At 34.3% G+C, this 21,563-nt stretch carries 17 protein-coding genes; 4 read left to right on the top strand and 13 right to left on the bottom strand.

What is annotated here, in order from left to right:
* Positions 1–21: 21 nt before the first annotated feature.
* Positions 22–2,505 carry an ATP-binding protein gene (locus BN1372_RS01290; protein WP_082418901.1) on the bottom strand — a complete coding sequence of 828 codons (2,484 nt, stop codon included), beginning with the start codon at positions 2,503–2,505 and terminating at the stop codon, positions 22–24.
* 583 nt (positions 2,506–3,088) lie between these two features.
* On the opposite strand from BN1372_RS01290, the gene BN1372_RS01295 reads away from it, so the two are divergent.
* Positions 3,089–3,430: a response regulator gene (locus BN1372_RS01295; RefSeq protein WP_062197097.1), complete on the top strand. Its 342-nt coding sequence runs from the start codon at positions 3,089–3,091 to the stop codon at positions 3,428–3,430.
* Between the two features lie 51 nt (positions 3,431–3,481).
* Here the strand turns inward: BN1372_RS01295 and BN1372_RS01300 are convergent, their stop codons facing one another.
* The gene (locus tag BN1372_RS01300; protein WP_062197098.1) at positions 3,482–4,261 is read right to left on the bottom strand and encodes an inositol monophosphatase family protein; all 780 of its coding nucleotides are present in this window, start codon (positions 4,259–4,261) and stop codon (positions 3,482–3,484) included.
* 95 nt (positions 4,262–4,356) lie between these two features.
* Between BN1372_RS01300 and BN1372_RS01305 the strand changes: the two genes are divergently transcribed.
* Positions 4,357–4,632, top strand: coding sequence for an HU family DNA-binding protein (locus BN1372_RS01305; protein WP_062197099.1), 276 nt, complete (start codon positions 4,357–4,359; stop codon positions 4,630–4,632).
* Between the two features lie 32 nt (positions 4,633–4,664).
* Here BN1372_RS01305 and mscL read toward each other — a convergent pair whose 3' ends face one another.
* Positions 4,665–5,123, bottom strand: coding sequence for a large conductance mechanosensitive channel protein MscL (gene mscL, locus BN1372_RS01310; protein ID WP_062197100.1), 459 nt, complete (start codon positions 5,121–5,123; stop codon positions 4,665–4,667).
* Between the two features lie 176 nt (positions 5,124–5,299).
* On the opposite strand from mscL, the gene BN1372_RS01315 reads away from it, so the two are divergent.
* Entirely contained in the window at positions 5,300–5,950 is a 651-nt protein-coding gene (locus BN1372_RS01315; protein ID WP_062197101.1) for an HAD family hydrolase, read from the top strand.
* Positions 5,951–6,009: 59 nt separating this feature from the next.
* Here BN1372_RS01315 and BN1372_RS01320 read toward each other — a convergent pair whose 3' ends face one another.
* The 6 genes from BN1372_RS01320 to BN1372_RS01345 are packed head-to-tail and all read right to left on the bottom strand — an operon-like array spanning position 6,010 to position 14,697.
* Positions 6,010–7,713, bottom strand: a complete 1,704-nt coding sequence (locus tag BN1372_RS01320; protein ID WP_062197102.1) for an MFS transporter — start codon at positions 7,711–7,713, stop codon at positions 6,010–6,012.
* Positions 7,714–7,718: 5 nt separating this feature from the next.
* On the bottom strand, positions 7,719–8,792 hold the full coding sequence (locus BN1372_RS01325; protein ID WP_062197103.1) for a hypothetical protein: 1,074 nt from the start codon (positions 8,790–8,792) through the stop codon (positions 7,719–7,721).
* 23 nt (positions 8,793–8,815) lie between these two features.
* Positions 8,816–10,960: a hypothetical protein gene (locus BN1372_RS01330; RefSeq protein WP_062197104.1), complete on the bottom strand. Its 2,145-nt coding sequence runs from the start codon at positions 10,958–10,960 to the stop codon at positions 8,816–8,818.
* Entirely contained in the window at positions 10,957–12,348 is a 1,392-nt protein-coding gene (locus BN1372_RS01335; RefSeq protein WP_062197431.1) for a glycosyltransferase family 2 protein, read from the bottom strand. The genes BN1372_RS01330 and BN1372_RS01335 overlap by 4 nt, the downstream gene beginning before the upstream one ends.
* A 31-nt stretch (positions 12,349–12,379) precedes the next feature.
* Positions 12,380–13,426, bottom strand: coding sequence for a HEAT repeat domain-containing protein (locus tag BN1372_RS01340; RefSeq protein WP_062197105.1), 1,047 nt, complete (start codon positions 13,424–13,426; stop codon positions 12,380–12,382).
* Positions 13,423–14,697 carry a response regulator gene (locus tag BN1372_RS01345; protein WP_062197106.1) on the bottom strand — a complete coding sequence of 425 codons (1,275 nt, stop codon included), beginning with the start codon at positions 14,695–14,697 and terminating at the stop codon, positions 13,423–13,425. The genes BN1372_RS01340 and BN1372_RS01345 overlap by 4 nt, the downstream gene beginning before the upstream one ends.
* A gap of 559 nt (positions 14,698–15,256) precedes the next feature.
* On the opposite strand from BN1372_RS01345, the gene BN1372_RS01350 reads away from it, so the two are divergent.
* Positions 15,257–15,655, top strand: coding sequence for a (deoxy)nucleoside triphosphate pyrophosphohydrolase (locus BN1372_RS01350; protein ID WP_062197107.1), 399 nt, complete (start codon positions 15,257–15,259; stop codon positions 15,653–15,655).
* On the opposite strand, the gene BN1372_RS01355 is transcribed toward BN1372_RS01350, so the two are convergent.
* From BN1372_RS01355 to BN1372_RS01370, 4 genes are all read right to left on the bottom strand, one after another.
* A complete protein-coding gene (locus BN1372_RS01355; protein ID WP_062197432.1) occupies positions 15,632–18,769 on the bottom strand; it encodes a DUF3427 domain-containing protein in 3,138 nt (1,045 codons plus the stop codon). The two genes, BN1372_RS01350 and BN1372_RS01355, sit on opposite strands and share 24 nt — an antisense overlap.
* Positions 18,770–19,092: 323 nt before the next feature.
* On the bottom strand, positions 19,093–19,695 hold the full coding sequence (locus BN1372_RS01360) for a response regulator transcription factor (protein WP_062197108.1): 603 nt from the start codon (positions 19,693–19,695) through the stop codon (positions 19,093–19,095).
* An 11-nt stretch (positions 19,696–19,706) separates the two neighbouring features.
* A complete protein-coding gene (locus tag BN1372_RS01365) occupies positions 19,707–20,825 on the bottom strand; it encodes a sensor histidine kinase (protein WP_062197109.1) in 1,119 nt (372 codons plus the stop codon).
* A complete protein-coding gene (locus BN1372_RS01370; protein ID WP_062197110.1) occupies positions 20,826–21,563 on the bottom strand; it encodes an ABC transporter permease in 738 nt (245 codons plus the stop codon).

Below are 21,563 nucleotides of genomic sequence, written 5' to 3' on the forward strand. Positions count from 1 at the left end.
CAAGGGGAATACCCCCCTTGCTTATTTTTTATCGATTGTCGGTAAGTCATTTGTATCGACTTTTTCCGCTTCTTTTTTAATATTTTTTTGTTTATCTGATTCACTAATAATCGCAGATTTGTACATTTTATTTAACCGTTCAGCCACGCGTCCATAAATCGTATCTTTTTCAAAAATACCTTCTTGGACTTTTTCCGCACCTGCTTTTAAACCTGTTAAAATTTCAATACCTTCCGATACATTTTTCACAGAATAAATGTGAAAAAGTCCTTGTTTTACTGCTTCTATGACGTCATCATTTAACATTAAATTACGGATATTTTGATGCGGAATAATAACACCTTGTTCTCCCGTTAATCCTTTTTGTTTACAAACATAAAAATAGCCTTCGATTTTTTCATTTACTCCGCCAATTGGTTGAATTTCACCCCATTGGTTAACACTCCCGGTAACTGCAATTCCTTGACGAATTGGCGCTTTTGCAAGGGAAGATAATAAGACATACAATTCCGTACTTGAAGCACTGTCACCATCTACCATGTTATATGTTTGTTCAAATGTAATACTTGCAGATAAAGGCAATGGTTTGTTTTGTGCAAATGTTCCCGATAAATAACCACTTAAAATCATTAGCCCTTTGGAATGAATTTCTCCACTCAATGCTGTTTCCCGCTCAATATTAATAATCCCGCGTGGACCAACATATGTTTGAGCCGTAATTCTACTTGGGACACCAAAGGCATAATCAAATCCACCAACGACTGCTAAGCCGTTAATTTGCCCCACTCTTTCACCAATTGTATCCACCATAATACTACCGTCCGCAATCATTTCACGAATTTTTTCGTCTATCCGATTCGAGCGATGGCGTTGTTCTTGCAATGCTTTTGAAATATGCTCTTTATCCACATAAGGAGCATTTTCCTTTTGCGCCCAATAACTGGATTCCACTAATACTTTCGTAATCTCTTGAAATCTTGTAGAAAGTTTCCGTTGATCCGATACAAGACGGGTACTATAATCTACAATTTGGGCTAACGCACGGCGATGGAATGGTAAAAGATTTTGTTGTTCGGAATAATTTTTTACGAAAGAAGCCATTTTCTGATAGTGTTCTTTATTCCGTTCCATTTCGATATCAAATTCTACTTTTACTTTAAATAATTTATGGAAATCTTCATCCCACATCGATAACGCATTGTATAAATGCGGAGGACCGATTAAAATAACTTTTGTATTAAATGGAATTGGTTCTGGTTTTAATCCTGTCGTTGCAATCGCACTGCGATCTTCTATCATGCTCTCTATTTGAATTACTCCTGTTTTTAATGCACGTTTTAACACATCCCATGCATATGGATTTCGTAAAAGTTCCATTGCTTGAATAATTAAATAACCGCCATTCGATTGATGAAAAGCACCTGGCTTAATGTGCGTAAAATCAGTTACCCAGTTACCTAGCGTTCCTTTATACTCAATTTTTCCTAGTAAGTTATTATAAATAGGATTCGCTTCATACATGACGGGTGCTCCTTCTTGTTTTCGATGATCGACTAATACGTTTACTTCATACCGTTTTAAATCATCGGTCGATTTTGTCGCAAGAAGTGCTAATAAATTCGGCGCATCCTCTTCTTTTTTAAGAAACAAATCATAATGTAAAATGACGTCTTTTTTGTAATCTTGTAAGTATTGAATCACTTTTTGTTCGGATTCATATTTTAAAAGAAGTGGTTCAAATAAGTGATTAACCGAATACTCTGCCGTCTCTTTTTGGAATTGGTCAAACGTTTTTTTCGCTTCGCGTTCAATTTTTTGTATTTCGCGAATCGTTTTTTCCACTTCTTTTTCGATATCTTTGCCACGTTGCTTTAATGTTTCCTTTATTTTTTCTGGTAGTGCTTGGTATTCTTGTTGACTTAAAGGACGTCCTCCTAATTGTAATGGATACGAGTTAATCCCAGCAGGTGTTCTTTCAATCATAAAATTTTTATCACGGGCAAAGTTTTCTAGATTGGTCCATAATTCTTCTGATTCTTCTTCATATTGTTTTAAAATTTCCCGACGTTTATGTTCATACTCATCCCCAGTGAACACACGACGAACTTCCCGCTCAATATCTTTCAATAAATTTGTTACTTCTTCTTGAAAAATATGACCTTCCCCCGCTTTTAACGGAATCGCTAAAGGACGGTCTGGATTGTCAAAATTATATACATAACACCAATCACTTGGAATCGATTCTGTTTTTGCTAAATGATTGATTTTATTCATTGTAAATGTTGTTCTACCTGTTCCAGATGGCCCTACGACAAATAAATTATAGCCTTCTTGACGAACAGCAAGCCCAAAGTCCATCGCTGCTACCGCTCGTTGTTGGCCGATAATTTCCTCATGTGTTTCTGTAAAGTCTTTTGTTGTTTCAAATGGAAATTCATTTTCTTCACAAATAGTTCGTAACATTTCTACTGATAATGCTCGTTTCATTAAGATATCATCCGTCATCGTACATATCCCCCTTGAATACCTTCCAATTCCATCGTAAACAACCTTACTTGAGATAGAAGATTCAAATTGTAGTATTTCTCTCATTTCCCTTTTCTCTTCTCCTTCAAACAAATCTATTTGTGTTTTGGGAGATATTTAAAGCAATCGTGCCCTGAACTCTGTTTTACTACTACGCTCGGGATTTGTCGTGATTTAAATCCAAAAGCCCGACAACCTTTCGGATTAAATCGATCCCACGTAACGAAATAATATTGACATTTTATGCAATTAATTCGTTGTTGCATGGATCTCTTCCTTTATTTTTTCTTCATTGTACATCTCTTATTGTAACAAATATAGTAGATAGGTTGATAACTTAATACAATTTGTTACAGTATCTAAATGGAATATGAAATAATGAATGCACTTTTTACTATTTACAATATTTCGATAGGTATAATGAAAGAAATAAGAACTTTGTATGAATTTGTCGAATTCTTCATACAAACATATCGACTTTTTAGGGAAATATAGTATAGTATTATGTATTAAGCTCATACTACTAAAAAGAATATAGAGAAAACAAGGAGTGAAATTCATTTTGTCTAGCGTTTTAATTGTTGATGAAGGCAAGTTTTCACGCTTATCCCTTTCTCACATCTTAACGAGAGCGGGATATCATATTGTCGGAGAAGCAAACACTGGCACAGATGCACTCGATGTTTACAAAAAAACACATCCAAACATAGTCATGATTCATTCTAATCTTGAAAGCATTCGATTAATCAAAGAGTACGATCCAGATGCAAACGTCATTATGTATCAAAAAGAAGGACAAGAACATTTAATGATGAAAGGTTTTTCACTTGGTGTGAAAGATTTTGTAATGAAACCTTTTTCTAATGAAGAAGTGATTGAAACCGTACAAAAATTTGTCCAATAAAAAATTCCCTTATTCTTCGCAGTTGCCCCGCGAGGAATGAGGGAATTTTCTTTACTCAAAAATAGAATGTAGTTCCGCATGCAAATCATGAAAAATAGAAGGAGCACTTGCTAACACAGAAAATCCTGTTGCTAACGCTTTTTCTTGATACTGTCCCCCTGCTTCTTTTACGATTAATGCACCTGCTGCAATATCCCATATTTTTAATTTCATTTCCCAATAGCCATCTAACGTTCCTTTTGCCACATAACATAAATCTAATGCAGCACTTCCGGCTCTACGAATCCCTTGTACTCGCTTCATCATGTGAGTGAAATGATCCACGTTATTATCCACTGCGGTTGCCCGGTCATAAGGAAAACCTGTTGCTAATAATGATTTTTTTACATCTTTTGGAGCGGATACTTGAAGTTTTTGTTCGTTAACGTAAGCTCCTTCTCCTTTTATCGAATGAAAACATTCATTCAACTTTGGTGCATACACGACACCAAGCACCGTTTCTCCTTTATATTGCAAGGCAATAGAAATTGCAAAAAACGGAAAACCGTGTGCATAGTTCGTCGTTCCATCAATCGGATCGATAATCCAAACATAATCAGACACTTGTTGATTTTTACCTGTTTCTTCTGTTATACATGTGTGCGTTGGGTACGTCGATTGAATTTTTTCTAACAAAAAAGATTCCGTCCAAAGATCCATATCTGTCACTAAATCAATATCCGATGATTTTTCTTCTATCTTTAATGGTCCATTTACCTTCTCTAACAAAACAACACCAGCTTCTCGCACCCATGCCAACACATTTTCTCGTATCGCGAATAGATTCTCCATTTTATCGCTCACCTTTCTATTATTTGGTATATTTTTCTCCCTTTTTGTTCATACTAACAATAAGAAAGTAGAATAACAATGGAGGAGAGTAAAAAATGAATAAAACAGAATTAATTCATCAAGTAACCGAACAAGTTCACTTATCTAAAAAAGATGTGACAGAAGTAGTCGATGCAGTTCTTCAAACGATTACAGAAGCGTTACGTAACGGAGAAACGATTCAACTTGTCGGGTTTGGTAGTTTTGAAGTTCGTTCTCGAGCGGCACGAAAAGGACGTAATCCAAAAACTGGTGAAGTTATTCAAATCGAAGCAAGTAAAGTCCCAGCTTTTAAGCCTGGGAAACTATTAAAAGAAGTCGTAAAAGCATAACGAATGCCCCCTTTTGAAACAGGGGGCATATTTTATCTTTTTACAGGTTCGTTTGAATTTTCCGTTAAAATAGACGTACAGTTCGGACAACGCGTTGCTTTTATGGAGATTTCAGAATAACAATGCGGACATTCTTTCGTTGTCGGTGCTGCTTTTGGTTCTTCTTTTTTTAAATGGTTCACTTGTTTAATTACAATAAAAATACAAAGCGCGATAATTAGAAAGTTCACAATCGTATTAATAAATTGCCCATAATTAATCGTTGCTGCTCCTGCTTTTTTCGCTTCTGCAAGCGTATTGTAATGTTCTCCCGATAACGTAATAAATAAGTTTGTAAAATCTACTTTTCCTAGTAATAATCCTATTGGCGGCATGATAATGTCTTCTACTAAGGAATTGACGATTTTTCCAAATGCCGCTCCAATAATGACCCCGACCGCCAAATCAATGACATTTCCGCGGGTTATAAACTCTTTGAACTCTTTCCACATCTTTATGTTCATCCTTTCGTTTCTATCTCTATTATTTCGTTTCCACTTTTTCTCTCGTAAAAAACATGTTGATATTTTCCTCTTGTCCATCCTAGTTACTAAACTTTCCAAGTGTTACGATTACTCGTATAATAAAGGGAAGTACATATCGATTTGTTTTAAATAGGAGGAAACGAATGATTAAAGCGATGATTTTAGACTTTGACGGTTTAATTATTGATACAGAATCGACTTGGTATCGTGCTTTTTATGATGTACTATCGTCTTACGATATTCCTTTTACCGAGTCGGAGTTTTCACAATTTATCGGAGCACATGAACATCACTTTTTTCAATATTTACACAAAAAAGTTGGCCATCTCGTTGATGATGAACGAATCAAAATGGAAGCATATGAAAAGCACCGAGAATTAATGAAAACACAGCCACTGCGCGATGGTGTACTAGATTATTTGCAAGAAGCAAAAGAAGATGGCTTAAAAATTGGACTAGCTACAAGCTCTTCGATTGATTGGGTTTCGAACTTTTTACAACCGTTTCAAATTGATCATTACTTTGAAGTCATGATGACGAGAGAAAATGTGACCAACATTAAACCACATCCAGATTTGTATGTAAAAGCTGTCAAACGTCTTGGGGTACATCCAACGGAAGCAATCGCTTTTGAAGATTCCGTAAACGGAGCAAAAGCAGCTAAAAATGCTGGTGTTAAATGCGTCATCGTTCCAAACGAAACAACGAAACATTTAACATTCCCGCCTGTTGATCTACGGATAAATAGCATGAAAGACTTATCACTGAAAGAAGTAATCGCCAAGGTAAACTAACCTTGGCGATTCCCCCTCATTAACGAGCTGTAAGCCCCCTAATAATAAAAGACTTTTGATTAAAATTGCTTAATAAACTCTTTTACAGTTGGCATTAGTTCTGCATCTGTCATCAAATAGTTTAATCCATTTTCATTATTTAAGAGAGGTACTAATTTTTCTTCATATCCTTTATGCATCGGTATGACATGTATTGGAATATGATGTTTCTTCGCTAATCGCTTCACTTCTTCTATTTTGTCATCTGAAGCAAGGCTAGACGAATATAAATAGATGATTTGCGCTACCCCTTTGGATACGGCAAACGAATTATATTCTTCCGCTGTTAACATCGGACCAATCACCAAATTTCGTTCTTCTCGAATGAAAGGCCCTTGTGTAAGAGTGATATTTTCAAATTCCGTTCCACGTGTCATTGAACCGTAAAAAACCCCAGTAGTCATTTGTGCCAAACGGTTCATTGTTTCTGGATTGTTGACAATAAAATACGTTAATTGTTTGGCTTCTTTTACTGCTTGTACTTGCTTATATAAAGAAAGGTTGGACTCATCTTCCATCGTTACATACGATTCTATTCCCACATTGGCAAGCGTCGCTTTATCTCGTTCCGTTGGTGCATACCCAATAATCACCTTTTCGCCTATTTTTCGATAATCTCCACTTTCAAGCGTTAAATAGTTTGCACGTTGCAATGTTTTTCCCCAACTTAAGTACGCTTCTATTGATTCGTTTTCCTTCGGATTAAAAAATCCATGAATAAACACTTTATGATCGAGTGATTGGACATAATCTGCTACTTGTTTGATTTCCTCTAATGTTGGTTCCTTACTAAGAGGTATTGGAGTAAACGTCATATTCATTTCAGCAGTCACTTGTTTTTCTTTTTCAATCCAATCAGCATGGTCTTCTCGTAATAACGACACCACTTCTTTTACTTCCGCCCGTTTAATACGAGTAAACCATTCTTCATCGGTTGGATATGGGCCGACTAAAACTGTTTGGTTATTAAAGTGATATAAATTACCACGTTCAAACGTCGTTGGTTGTAAGAAAAGGATTTTATATGATTGATCTAATTCTTGGTTAATGACTTGTTTGATTACATCTACTCGGTGACGACCTAAATAACAATGAACATAATATTTTTTATCATCTTGTTTAATCATTTTTTTCACTTCGTCAATCGACTTACTGTTATCACCTACCCAAGGTAACATCGGTAAGGAATGAAGGGTGATACCTGCTTCACTAGCATTCTTTTTTTCTTTTTCTAAAAGGGGTTGTTCAATTGGCAACGTCGGATTTAATAATGTAATCACCCCGTCGTATCCTTCTTCTTTTAATCGTGCCAACTCTTCTTTTTCTGGATATGGTCCAAATGTGAACCGTTCTCCTTCTTCCACTGTTCCTTGCGATTGTTGAATTAATCCAGAACCAGTATGTAAAAAGTAATAAAGACCGGCACCACAAAGAAGAATAGAACTAAGTAAAAAAACAGTTCCGAGCTTCCAGCGTCTCTTTTGGAGCACAAATTTGTAATATAAAAAAGAAACGAAAAATCCGAAAATAACCCAGCCAAATACGTAATACTTCATCGTTTGATCGATTCGATATTGAGACCAATGACGATCTGTATACCATTGTTCAATCGGGACAACAGCAAGTAAAAGAAAAAAGATTCCTCCCCCAACACCAAATGTACTTAAAAGGAAAAACCACATGAAGAATGTTAGCCAGCGACGCTCTTTTTTTTGTTCTTTCAACCGAGTCACCCCTCTTTCTGTTCCTTTATATCATCTAAAATTTCCTTCATAAGCGGTACGTAAGACCGCCAATAAAAGGCGGAATCGTCATTAGCAAATACCCAAAACAATAACGGGGACCCTTGCCATTTAGCAAATGCTTGTTTTGGAAAGTCAGCGTAATCTCCCGCAAAGTAATATGTGTTATTTTCGTTATGATGAATGACAGCCGGGAATGTTGTTGGAATATTTGCGTCCTTTAACTCTTTTTTTCCTTCTTTCGTTAATAGTAATTTATACTCCGCTTCTACAACACTTCCGTTGATTGGTTTTACAACATCAAACCAATACATATACTTAGAAGCGCTCACGTTTTTATATTGTTTTTCCCCATCGTTTGTTAATTCAAATGAGACAAATCCGTCACTTTCACTTTCATCTAACACAACGACTTTATCGGAAATATGGACAAATGCAATACCTGAACCGTCAAACTTCCATTTTTTCTTGTACTGCGATTCGTAATTGCGTATTAACCATGGAGGGATTTCGTCACTATTTAAATTTGCAAAATAGCGCCCCGTCCAACCGCTCCATTCAATATTTAAATTTTGTTGCATCACGTCTCGTGCAATTCTATCTGTTGGCGTTGCAAAGGAATTAAACTCAGCAATCAAAGTCGTTTGTTTTTCCTTACTATCCATGACCGCATTCCATTCTAATAAGTCCATTCCACCATAAATATGCTTCGACCGTTCCCCGTCCGGTTTTTCTTGCAAATCATTGCTATAAACGCCATATGTATCGGCAATGTAAATAAGATCTAGCGGCTGTTTTGCTTGATAGGGAGGAAGTGGCTTTTGATCGTACGGATCATATCCAAAATAGTCACGACCAATATCATATAATTCCCCGTCTGATTTCACGATTTTTTCATTTTTCAAAATCCAAAACAACCCGCTATGTTCCCGGTAATCTTTTTTCGGAACCGTTTTATCGACAACTGCAATCTCTATCGGTATTACTGGTTTCAACAGCCAATAAAGATGCGGGGAAAATAACAAAAGTATTAATAAAAATGGCCAAATAAGACGCTTCATCCACCATGCCTCCTTTCATTCATTTATTCTTTTATCTCAGCATCTTGAAATATTTCTTTCATTTTGTCATACGAAGGTTTTAACCGTTCCGTATAGCTCACTTTATTCCACGTTTTCCATGTGAAAGGTGTGCTTTCTGCTAGATTAATTTGATTCCTTTTCATTTCTGGATATGTTTCTATCATGCGATTTTTCTTTGTAATAGCATACGCTACCTGGATGCCATCGATTTTTTCTCGACTCTCTAAACCTTCTTTATACAAATTTCCTAACACTACTTTTTGACTTGGGTCCGCCACGTTTAATAACGACCAAGGCAAACGAATTTCAACCGTTTTACGGTTTTTCGAAATCATCACATCCAGTAAAATATCCAGAGGACCGTTTATCTTTTTTTCTTGTTCTGCTTGTAATCGACCAGTTTCCGCATACTCAAAGTCCAAATTCAAAGCCCGATTTGGTTCGGTTAACGCTTCCCGTAACGGAACAAAAGTGCCACTATTTTTTTTTGGAAGAGAAGAAAGGGGGAAATATTGTTTTTCCACTCCATATCGATACGTAAAAGGATCATAATATTCATCCACGAAAAGCCGCATCGATTGTTCATTTTTAATCGTTAACACAAAATCAATACCAGTTGAAAACGTTAGTTGCTCCCATTCTGTATTACCACTTTTTTTCGTCGTATTCATAAATAACGTTGTTTCTTTAACATCGAAATCATCAGCATAAACTAACTGAACATACAAGTAACGAGCATCTGATGTCATGTTAACCGTTTGTAAAAATGCATCGGGTGTATCCGCAATTGTTACAACAGACGAATCTTTCCAATCCGGGCGAAATTGTTTTCCATTCTTTTGTAGCTCAAACGTTAATAATCCATAATGTTCTTCACTCGATTGCACATTCGACCAAAATGGTCTTCTATCTGGATCGTCTACTTTTCTCGTATTCCACGTATGTTTAAACCATTCATCTTGCCAAGCAAACAATACACCACCCGCGAAATGTTCCGATACAATATCCTGGTACATTTGCGCATTTATTTTTCCTTGCCTTTCTTCTGATAGTTTTCCTTGATGCATGCCATGCACATTTTCATGAGCCCTTCCCCTGGATGAGGGCACACCAAATTCCCCAATCACAATCGGGCGGTTTATTTCTTTTTTTAATTCATGTAAATACCCCGCAAAATTATCTTTTTTCCCTGCTTCATTTCTATAATTCACATATTTTTTTTCTACATTTAAAAAGTCTGGATAATACGGATACACGTGAAAGGTCGTAAAAATACCAGCAGAAAACTTTTCTGTTGCCACAATCGCCATATCCTCTATCGAAGCAGCATCTTTTTTTTCTTTATGCGAAAAAGGATCCGTCGGTACCCAATTAATAAAGCTCACCGGATGCATCATTTTATATTGTTCTGCTTCGTAGCGAACTATGTTATCTAATTGTCGGGCGATAGACACTTCAAATGGTCGTGCCTTTTTTGTTTCTACATACATCCCTTTATACTCTTTTACCTGTCTATTTTGTTCATTTGTTTCTCTTACTACTTCTTCTGGCCACTCAATGCCAACGACATATCCTAATACATACTTAGAAACATCTGCTTCATAGGCTTCTCCGCGAAATAAATAGTTATTTTGATAGTTTCCATGTACAATATCTACCGCTTCTTTAACAGAAGACTGAAAAGAATCTACTATCTCTTCATGAAGCATATTCTTTTTTTCTTCTAGCAAACTATCATCAATCCAAACGCCTTGAAAAATATATAATGGTTGTTTGGCCGTTTCATTATATGCTTGTAACGCTTCATAAAACGCTGGGGGATGCGGCGTATAAATTCGGATCACATTTGCGTTCATCTCTCCTATTTGTTCTAGCCAACGTTTATATTGTTGTTTCGTAATATTTCCATCACGAGGAAATCCCCCTGGCGCCGTCACGCCTAGATTCACACCTTTTACAAGTATATTTTCAAAACGTTCGTCTCTATATATTTGTAAATACTCTTCCCCTACTTGTGCATATCGTAAAACGTCTGTTCCATTGGATTCCTTATCTTTGTGTTGTCCCAAAAATAAAATCCCTCCAACACATAAACAAACAATGAGTAACGTACTTAACACTAACCTTTTATTCTGTTTTTGCTTCATCCACTGGAAACTCCTTTATGCTTCATTTCACCCCACGTACGTTTTTTCAACACTAATTGAAAGAAACTTTCTACCCGAAAAAACGTCGTTAACGGACGGTACCAAAAGGACTCAAACATACTCGCAAAAAATAATCGATACAAATCCCCGATATTTTCATAGCGACGAAAGCTCCACTCTTCTAGTAAAATCGCTAACATCGATAATAGAGAACCTAATAATAAAATAAAGATAAAGAGGATCAGTGAATATTGAATATACACCCCCCCTAAAAATGGTCCTAAAATAATAATGATATATCCGATCATTTCAACAATTGGTCCAAGTAACTCAATAAAAAAATAATAAGGAAAACTAATTAATCCTATTTTCCCATACTTCGGATTTAAAAACATTTTTTTATTGTACCAAAGGCTTTCCATTAATCCACGATGCCAACGATTTCTTTGTTTCCGTAAAATAAACACCGATTCTGGTGCTTCTGTCCAACAAACAGGTTCAGGGATATAGACAATTTTTTTCTTTAATTTTTCATCTCGCACATATCGATGCAGCCGAACGACTAAGTCCATATCTTCCCCAATTGTATTGGTTCGGTACCCACCAATTCTCATACAATATTCTTTGGAAAACACACCAAATGCACCAGAAACAATTAATAATAAGTTTTTCGAACCGAACCCGATTCGACCAAATAAAAAGTCTCGCAAATATTCGATGACCTGATGAACGACAAGTAACTTCGAACTTAATCCTACTTTTTTTAATTCCCCACGTTCAATCTCACAATTGTTTGCAATTCGGATACTACCACCACTACCAATTATTTCATCCCCACTATCAATAATCGGTTTCATTACTTTAATAAACGCATTTCGTTCAATAATAGAATCGGCATCTAACGAGCAAATATATGGATACTGACTAGCATTCATGCCAGCATTTAACGCATCGGCTTTTCCCCCATTTTGTTTATCAAGCAAGTATAAATGCGTATAAATAGTAGACTGGTAGACTTTTTCTACTTGTTTTGTTTCAAGTCGTTTTCGGTAATGATAGGTAACCTCTTTCATGTCAAATGCATCAATTAAGCTTTGTAATGTTTGATCCGTTGACCCATCATTAATAACAATCACTTCGAACGTTGGATAATCAACTGTTAATACCGAACGAATTGTACTGACAATCCCCGTTTCTTCATTAAAAGCGGGAACAAGAATAGAGATAGGTTTCGTAGAATCAGACCGTAAGTATTCATCATAAGGTTCTATTTGATCCATCATATATTTGGTACGTACTTGTCGGATAGAAAGAAAAAACAATATAAGTACAGTAGCAATGATGATTAATGTATATAAAAAAATAATATTAGCAAATATTTCTACCAATATCTGAAGCCAATGTAATACTTGCTGCACATTAACCACCTCTTCTTTCTAGACACTCCATTGCAACATCACGTGCAAAGGCATCTTCACTATATTGCGCAATATTTTCTAATTCTTGTTTTCCGTTTGGATAAGAATATAATGCACTTGCTGCTGCCCTCCGTACATACCAAGACGCATCTGCTACCCACTTTCGTAAATAAGAAACGCAATAATCGTGGTGATGAATCATACTAATTTTGGAAAGCCACATTTTTTCTTGCCATATATCTGTTTCAAAATAAGGAAACAACGGTGTAATCTCCTGAATATAATGGAAAGAATATAATGATTTATAAGCACGAATTCGTAATTCCGTTTCCTCGGATTGTGCTAGACGGAATAAAAAGGATTCATACTCACTCCACCCTTTATTGCCGATATACTCTACCACAGCATATTGAAAATCTAGTTTCATTTCTTCAAAAAGTGTTTGAATCCAATATTGAATAATCGAATCTTCTATTCGTTCGAACAAATCAAAATAATGAAAAGAAGAAAGATAAAAATCTTTTTCATTGATGACATCAAAAATTCGATGATCTTGAAAAGTAGCTAAAATTTGTAGCATTAATATTTTTTCTTCCTCTACCACATCTGCTTGTACACATCGTTCATATAAGTTCTCTTGAAAACTGGTACAATGAAATTTTTCTATTCGATATAACGTATTCATTCTTTTGGTGAACGAACGACTAGCTAATTTTTTTTTATACGTAGCAGCAAAATTTTCTTCTACGAAACCTGTTATTCTCTGTAAATAAATTGGTTCATTTACTGTGGCAAGAGAATTTAAAAAAAAGCTTTCAATTGCTTCTTGCTCCCACTGTTTCTGTACATTTTCCTTAATCAACCAGTTCCCCGTATCTAAAAAGTCTATGAATGCATCTTCCTGTTCCGCCTGCCATCTTTCTTGTCTCCGTTCTTTTCGCATTCTTTTCCGTTTTATTTGGGCAAGTACGATAAAAAAAAGAAGCAAAAATGAAAATAAAAACAAGACTCCTTCTAATAAAATATCTATTGGTATTTGTAGCTTCATGTAATGTCTCCAATGATAATTTGTTTTAATTTTGTCAGTAATTCTTCTACAGAAAATGGTTTTACAATATAGTCATCAATTCCTTGCTGCAATAAATGAACTAATTCCGCATCGTTCACACGATTGGTTAGAACGAACACTGCGTATTGCGATTTTGGATATGATTTTCGTAAACGCGTAACAAATTCTACCGCACTCATTTGCGTTGCATTCGTATCAATTAACACTAAATATGGATGCTCACTTCTGCTCCATTCATCATTTAAAAATTGGGCACCATTTTCAAAAGCACGCATTTCGATGTCAGAGTGTTCCGGATTGATTCGTTTTAAATAATTCACTAATAACTTTTCTGTAAATGCATCCCGTTGAATAATCGCAATGCGAAACGTTTCTTTCACTGTTTCTTCTATTTTAGGAATCAACAATTGAACTTGAAAACGACGTTTGTTATTCTTTTTAAAAGCTTGCAATGCTATATTCATCTTGTTTACGTATTGTTCTACATCTTGTACTGCGCTCATAAGAGGAGATGCCATCATAAAAACACGAAATTCATCCTCCGATTGTTCGTAATATTTTTTAGCAATACGCGTTAGCACTGCTTTTAAATGTTTCTTTTTTAAATCAAATAAAAATAGAAGAAATTGTCCATCTCCCCAACGAATAACTAAATCACGCGTGCGTAATTGTTTTTTTATAAACATAACAAAACTCTGTTCATAATCTATTCCCTGTTGTTGCAAAGGACTGACTTCACATAATACGAAAGAAAATGGCTGTGAAACATGTCGTTCATCTAAAAAGCAATGTTTTAAAATGAATGGTAATAGAGATCGAGAATAAGCAGTTGTAACGGAATCGTAAATAGAATTTTTTAACTTTAAATCCGATTGTGTAATCATCTGTTTCATCTTTTGTTGCATAATATCATCCTCATCGTCTATGTAGATAACAGTTGAAACACCGAAAGAAAGAGCTTCTTTTTCCATCTCTTTGGAACGAACAAAGGAAACAATTGGGATAGACCATTTTTGCGCTTGTTTGATAAGTAACTGAAGTGAATCATTTTCATGTAAAGAAAAAATTTGTTCATAACAAATAAACGTAGAAGTTTTTAACGCATGAAACACTCTTATATCTTCTACGTTCATTTGTAAAACGCTCCATTCCATTTTCATAAAAGTCGGAATTGAAGCAACTACTTTTCTATTCGTTACCCATAACACATGTTGCTTTTTTGATAATGATGTTTCCAATTCATAAGTCATCCCCAAACACCCCCTTTCCATTTCCCACACGCATTTCATTTACGACTTTCATATTTATTTTCATCTTAAATTTACTTTAATATTGAAACCAAAAATAAAGCCATTAAAAAATTAGTTTTTTAGTTAATATTAGGTAATTACTCCTTTAAAATAATAATTTTCTACACATCTTTTGGATTGTTTAGTAATTTATGAAAATAAATATTAGTATTTTCGAACTATCATATTTCATGAGATTATACACTATCTTTTACCGACAATCTAGTTTGTTTTAATGGAAATACAGTAAAAAATTATGAATTTATACCTACAAGAAGGTGTATGCTTATTTTAAATTTGAAAGCTATACAAAATCTCTACATAAATGACGTACATGCTGAAATCAAAAGAAGGGAAGCTAAGTATAAAGAAAAAATAATTGTAGGTCATTTGTAGAAATGGTTACTAGTAAGTAATATCTAACTATTATTTTTATTCTGTTCAAAAGTAGAAATAAAATATTTTTTCTTATATGTGCTACAATGAAGATATATTGATTGACAGAAAGGAAGATATTTTTATGAAAGAAGTCAACGTTGTTGGCGCTGTTATTGTCAATGAACAGCATGAAATTTTATGTGCACTGCGCTCTGAAAATATGACACTACCTCTTTATTGGGAGTTTCCTGGCGGAAAAATAGAAAAAAACGAACGAGCAGAAGACGCACTCGTTCGTGAAATAAAAGAAGAATTAGATTGTGAGATTCAAGTATTAAAAAAAGTAACAACGACAAGACATGAATACGAAAAAGTGATTGTTCACTTAACTACATACTTATCTAAAATTATGAATGGCACTCCAATTGCAAAAGAACATAAAATGTTAAAATGGGTATCTCAAAAAGATTTAACTGAACTAGACTGGGCACCCGCTGATATTCCAGCTGTTCAATTATTAACGAATAAAATCGATATATAATCCTTCAGGAATGGAATGATGTAGTTTCCAAACAATGCTCATTGGTTGGCTTCCTTCATGGTTCACATACTCTCCTTCACCAAGATACATAAAAGGAAGCGTCATTCCGTTCATACTTTCATATTTCCGGACAAACAAATGAATGTGAATATCTTTTTCACGATGCTTAATATAATCTACTCCACGTGATGAAGCAGGAGAAGTTTGGTTTTGACTTTGCCAATGAAAAAATTGTTGATCCATAAAGTAGTCCTTATATTGCAAATGATCAGAAACCGTTTCATCTTTATGTAAATTCACAAATAGGAAATAATGATTCTCAAATCTAGCGACACCTTCCCGCCAACTTCCAGGCTTATTTCCCGTTTGAAATAAATAGATAATGTCGTTTCTAGTATAGTTTTGATATAGCACTAATTTGTGTGTATTTTCGAAAAACACATGTGGTTTGTACGTACGTTGAAATTCTATCAAACCATATTCAATCCGTTCTTCCAAATAATGAACAAATACTTCTTCCTTTAATGCTTCACAAAATGAATGACTAAACGCAAATGTTTCTTTCAAAACTGTCCCTAGCCCCTTTTCCTCCAGTTGCTTCATCGAATGATCAATATACGATTCATCTTGAAGTCCATCGATTGAAAACCAATTTTCCACAAAAGATAGTACTTCCTTGGCATCTACCTCATTTTTTGTTACACCACAAGCAATAATTGCTACATCATACGGCCATTTTATTGGAAATAATCCTTCTATCGTTTTGATAATATGATATTTTTCTTCATTTTCTATCCATATTTGTTCTGTTTCATTTAAATCCTTCATTGTTTTTTTCATATTCAACCATGTTTTCTTTTTATTTAAAAATAAATACAGAGACGGTGCATTATCCATATATAAAAAGTCACGTAATTCCGGTGACCGACCTAAATCTATTTTCATTTGTTCATACATTTGTTTCAACATATGCATCGAATCAAATCGGATATTTTCTATTTTATCTAGTAACTGTTTTTGCGTAATTATATCTAAATCAACATACGATCCGGCTGGTAAATCAGCAAATTCATTCAAAATTGCCGTACTGAGTGCCTTTTTATCAAATCGATTAATATGCAGCTGTCCGGATAAGGCCATCGGAATCATAAAAGATCGATCATAATTTCCGATAAAATCTAAAATCGTGACAAATTCTTTCTTTTTTTCCTTTCTTAAACCACGACCTAATTGTTGAATAAATATCGTGGATGATTCGGTTGGACGTAAAAATAGCAACAAATTAACACTCGGGATGTCAATCCCTTCATTAAAAATATCAACCACAAAAATAATAGATAGCGGGTCCTCATCTCTTTCTAATCGTTTGATGATTTCCTCCCGATGCGTAATCGTATCTTCCCCGGTTAAGTACTCTGCTGCATATCCTTTTTCATTAAAAGCATGGCACATAAATTTTGCATGATCAATAGAAGCACAAAAACCTAATCCTTTCATTAGGGGTCCATCAAATTTATATTTCTCCATTTGACAAATCACATAATCTACCCGCTCGTTTGTTTTTAAAGCCCGAACAAGTGATTTCTCTACGAATTTACCATTTTTTTGTTCAATTTCATCATAAGATACTGTATCATCACTTACACCAAAATAATGAAATGGAACGAGTAGTTCATGTTCTAAAGCATCGCGAAGTCTAATTTCATACACAATGTTATGTTCGCAATATTTTAAAATGTCGTTTCCATCTGTTCTTTCTGGCGTAGCAGTTAAACCTAGTAACCATTTTGGTTCAAAATATTCCAATACTTTTTTATACGTACCCGCTGCAGCATGATGAAATTCATCTACAATAATGTAGTCAAAACTAGTATTAATAAATTTCTTTAATGTTTCTTCTTTTGAAATAGTTTGAATGGTCGAAAATAAAAAAGGTGCATCATAGTCTTTATCTTTACCAGTCAGTTTCCCCATTTCAACTTCTGTTCCAAAAACATTACGAAATGTTTCTAATGCTTTATTCAAAATTTCTTCTCGATGCACGATAAAGAGTAAACGTTTCGGTTTACACGTAAGAGCATCTAGTGCTGCTAAATATGTTTTCCCTGTTCCAGTGGCAGCAATGATTAGTCCTCTCTTCTTTCCTAATTCTCTTGATTCCATTAATGCTTCTAGTGCACTTTTTTGCATTTCATTTGGTGTAATAACGGATTCATCTGGAATATTTTCTGCTACTTTCATATATTGAAAACTAATAGTATGTTGTTTCTTCGATTGATAATATTGTTTAAATTCTTCATAAGAATCAATGTACAGTTTATCTACTAATACCGCGCGTTTACTTTGCCATTTTTCAAAAAATATTTTTTTAGCTTGTTTATATATTGGTAAATGAACTTCATCTGGCACCTTAATATTCCATTCATATCCTTCTTTTAAAGCAGTATGCGATAAATTTGAAGAACCGATAATAGCAGTATTGAAGCCACTAAAACGATGAAATAAATAGGCTTTTGTATGAAATGATTCATTATTTGTTTCATACACTTTTACCTGTACATTTTGAAAAGATAATAATATTTCTAATGCTACAGGATCTGTGACATTTAAATAAGTGGATGTCAAAATATAAATAGGCACATTTCTTTTCTCTAATTCTTCGAATGTTCTAATTAACAATTGGATACCAGAATGTTTAATAAAACTAACCATAAAATATACTTCGTCCGACGTTAACATTTCAAACTTTAAATATTTAAAGAAATTTTTTCGGTGCTCTTTATCATTCGTAATTAATTCGATTTTTGATAATCGTTGCTGGTCAAATAATGGAATAGCATATTGATCGTACCGATAAAATATCGATGAAAGCGGTAAGGAATACTGATTTTGTTCTTGCCCTAACGTTTGAATGAACTCATTTGTGTATGAATATAGTTCTTCAAAATCATCTTCCTTGTACATCATTTCATATTTTTTATTTAATCCTTTAATGGCTTCTTGTAACAGAACTTGAAAATATTCTTGAGGATTCAAATAGTTTTCTATATGATTTTCTGGATATATATGATTATCTTTTTTTAATTCTTCAAATAAACCTCTTTTCTCTATCATATCTTTTACCCCATTTTCTATATTATTCATTTTTTTCCTATATCTATTGTAGCAGCAGGAATCTACCGATCAACCTATATTTTTTTCAAAAATTATATTTACTAAATATTTATTCTCAATAATTTTTTTTATTTTATGTAATGAAACATCTTCATGATAGGCCCTCTATTTAACGAACGAACAAATGAATCAAGTCATACATTTATTTATGAGATAATTTTCACTAACTAAATAAAGGAGCGAGCAATTCGTAACCCTTTCTTTCACTTATTCCCTCTAAACACTAACAGCCGGCTCAATGTCACTTGAGCCGGCTGTTTTCTTTAAATATACCCTTTTTCTTTCGCAATTTTTACTGCCTCTGTTCGGTTGTGTGCATACAGTTTTTCTAAGATTCTTGATGTGTAGTTCCTAACGGTTCCTTCTGATAAAAATAAGGCCTCAGCAATTTCCTTTGATGTTTTTCCTTGTTCAATTAAAAGGAGAAGGTCTTTTTCTCGATTTGTTAATGGGCTTTTTTGATAAAATAAATCAATCGCTAACTCTGGGGAAATAGCTTGTTTTCCTTTCATGACGTCACGAATCATGCCTGTTAATGTTTCAATGGGACTATCCTTTAGTACATAACCAGATACACCAGCTTTCATGGCTCGTTCGAAATAGCCTGGCCGAGCAAACGTGGTGACAATCATTACTTTGGTTTTTACATTTTTTTGTTTTACTTGTTCTGCCACATCAAGCCCACTTTTTAATGGCATTTCAATGTCTAACAACACGACATCTGGTTGTAGTTTTTCAATAAGAGCTAAGGCAACTTCCCCATTCGTCGCTTTTCCAACAACTGAAATATCTTCCTCTAAATCTAGTAACATTCCAAGCGCTCCTAGAAGCATGCCTTGATCTTCCGCTATTACTATTCGTATCATTTATTTTCCTTTCATCCTGTAATAATATTAGGAATAGAGATTGTAATACAAGCTCCTTGTTCATTTCTCCACCCCACCGTTCCATTTACAAAAGAAGTTCGTTCGACCATTCCTTTTAGCCCATATCCATTTTCAATTACTGGTGGGATTCCACTTCCATTATCTTTTATTTGTAACAACCAATTTACTTTTTCTTCTGTTAACGTAATGATACAATGGTTTGCTCCGCTATGTTTCACGATATTTGTCACAGCTTCTTTTAAACACATACTCAAAATATTTTGAATAAATTGCGGTATATTTTCCATCGATACTTTTGTCTGTACAGCATAGGTAATGTTTGCAGTGTCTAGCATAATTTGTACGTGATTTATTTCTTCTTCTAGCAAAATAGGGCGCATTGTCGTAATTAATTCCCTCACTTGATTTAAAGCAGTTCTTGCTGTTTGCGTAATTTCTTTTGCTTCTTTTTCCACCCGTTCCGGATCTTTAAAAATAAGTCGCTCTACCACTTGGCCTTTTAAAGTAATGAGCGATAATGTATGCCCTAACGTATCGTGTAAATCGCGAGAAATACGCGCCCTTTCTTCTTGTTTAATTAATTCATGAATTTGTTCATTCGCATTATTTAATTGTTTTTTTAAATCTTGTTGTTTTCGCATCGTTCGTAATCCAAATGGAGTAATAAACATGACTAAAAATAAAACGGGAAAAACAATTATTAATTCAGCTGGATATACTTGTATTAGCCATTGAAATTTTAAAATAAAGGGGATTAATTCACTAACCATTAATACTACTAATAAACTGTAAAACATCAAACTCGTAGGATATAATCCAATAAAATTTGCTGGAAAAAAACCGAGAAATAAATAAAAGGGATGATATTGTATACTAAGAAAAAAAGTAATGGCTATTTGAACGAGTAACCAAAACGTAAAATGGCGATTCCCAAAATATAATTCTCGATAAGAAATAAGGAAAATACCAAATAAAAAAATACCAATAATTTGATAAGGTATAGAATAAAATTTCAAACAATAAATCGGGATGGCTAAGTAAAGCAAATAGATATACGCCCATATTCCTGCTTCATTAGGAAAAAGTTGAAATTTAAACTTTCGGTTCATTTACAAGACCCCTTGTTTCCTCCCTATAAAAAGAGAAAGAATAAAAAAAATAATAAAGTAACCAAATAATATCATATATACCCGTATATCTGGGTATTCATTCACTGTTAATAACCAAGCACCTTCTCCGTACCAATAAGATGGCAACCATTCCCCTATTTTTTGCATCTTCTCTGGTAAAGCTTCTATTGGAACCCATAGACCACCAACAATTGCTAATCCAAAGTATAAAATATTCGAAACAGCAGTGGCGGAATCAGTTCGTTTCATTCTACCAATTAACGTACCAAGCATTAAGAAAGGAATAGCTGCAAATAGTACCCACAAGCCACATAAAACCCATATTTCAGCTGATAATTCCACTTCATTTATCCCATATCCTGCTAAGAAAATAACAATAATGGATAAAAGATGGACGAAAGATTGTGCTATCATTTTAGCTACTACATACACACCTTTCGGTAATGGTGTTGTACTCATTAATTTCGGCCATCCTTGTGCTCGTTCATGCACTAAACGAATGCCTAAAAAGTTTAACGATGAGCCCATAATACTAAAAACAGTCATCGACATTAAATATTGCGCATGCCATGTTTTATCATTCATTACAGGTGTAGATACTACATTTGTAAAAATATAATAAAACATAATCGGGAAGAATAAAGCAGCAAACAAAAATGTTTTACTACGAATAATTCGAATCGTTTCCATATAAGTTTGCATCCATAAGGCTTTCAT

The sequence above is a fragment of the Massilibacterium senegalense genome (genome assembly GCF_001375675.1).
GTDB classification, from domain to species: Bacteria; Bacillota; Bacilli; order Bacillales; family Massilibacteriaceae; genus Massilibacterium; species Massilibacterium senegalense.

What these genes read in the sequence shown, in the direction of transcription:
- BN1372_RS01290 (WP_082418901.1), bottom strand. Translation starts at nt 2,505, where the DNA reads ATGACGGATGATATCTTAATGAAACGAGCATTATCAGTAGAAATGTTA.
- BN1372_RS01345 (WP_062197106.1), bottom strand. Translation starts at nt 14,697, where the DNA reads ATGACTTATGAATTGGAAACATCATTATCAAAAAAGCAACATGTGTTA.
- BN1372_RS01340 (WP_062197105.1), bottom strand. Translation starts at nt 13,426, where the DNA reads ATGAAGCTACAAATACCAATAGATATTTTATTAGAAGGAGTCTTGTTT.
- BN1372_RS01325 (WP_062197103.1), bottom strand. Translation starts at nt 8,792, where the DNA reads ATGAAGCGTCTTATTTGGCCATTTTTATTAATACTTTTGTTATTTTCC.
- BN1372_RS01365 (WP_062197109.1), bottom strand. Translation starts at nt 20,825, where the DNA reads ATGAACCGAAAGTTTAAATTTCAACTTTTTCCTAATGAAGCAGGAATA.
- BN1372_RS01300 (WP_062197098.1), bottom strand. Translation starts at nt 4,261, where the DNA reads ATGGAGAATCTATTCGCGATACGAGAAAATGTGTTGGCATGGGTGCGA.
- BN1372_RS01370 (WP_062197110.1), bottom strand. Translation starts at nt 21,563, where the DNA reads ATGAAAGCCTTATGGATGCAAACTTATATGGAAACGATTCGAATTATT.
- BN1372_RS01315 (WP_062197101.1), top strand. Translation starts at nt 5,300, where the DNA reads ATGATTAAAGCGATGATTTTAGACTTTGACGGTTTAATTATTGATACA.
- mscL (WP_062197100.1), bottom strand. Translation starts at nt 5,123, where the DNA reads ATGTGGAAAGAGTTCAAAGAGTTTATAACCCGCGGAAATGTCATTGAT.
- BN1372_RS01355 (WP_062197432.1), bottom strand. Translation starts at nt 18,769, where the DNA reads ATGATAGAGAAAAGAGGTTTATTTGAAGAATTAAAAAAAGATAATCAT.
- BN1372_RS01330 (WP_062197104.1), bottom strand. Translation starts at nt 10,960, where the DNA reads ATGAAGCAAAAACAGAATAAAAGGTTAGTGTTAAGTACGTTACTCATT.
- BN1372_RS01305 (WP_062197099.1), top strand. Translation starts at nt 4,357, where the DNA reads ATGAATAAAACAGAATTAATTCATCAAGTAACCGAACAAGTTCACTTA.
- BN1372_RS01350 (WP_062197107.1), top strand. Translation starts at nt 15,257, where the DNA reads ATGAAAGAAGTCAACGTTGTTGGCGCTGTTATTGTCAATGAACAGCAT.
- BN1372_RS01360 (WP_062197108.1), bottom strand. Translation starts at nt 19,695, where the DNA reads ATGATACGAATAGTAATAGCGGAAGATCAAGGCATGCTTCTAGGAGCG.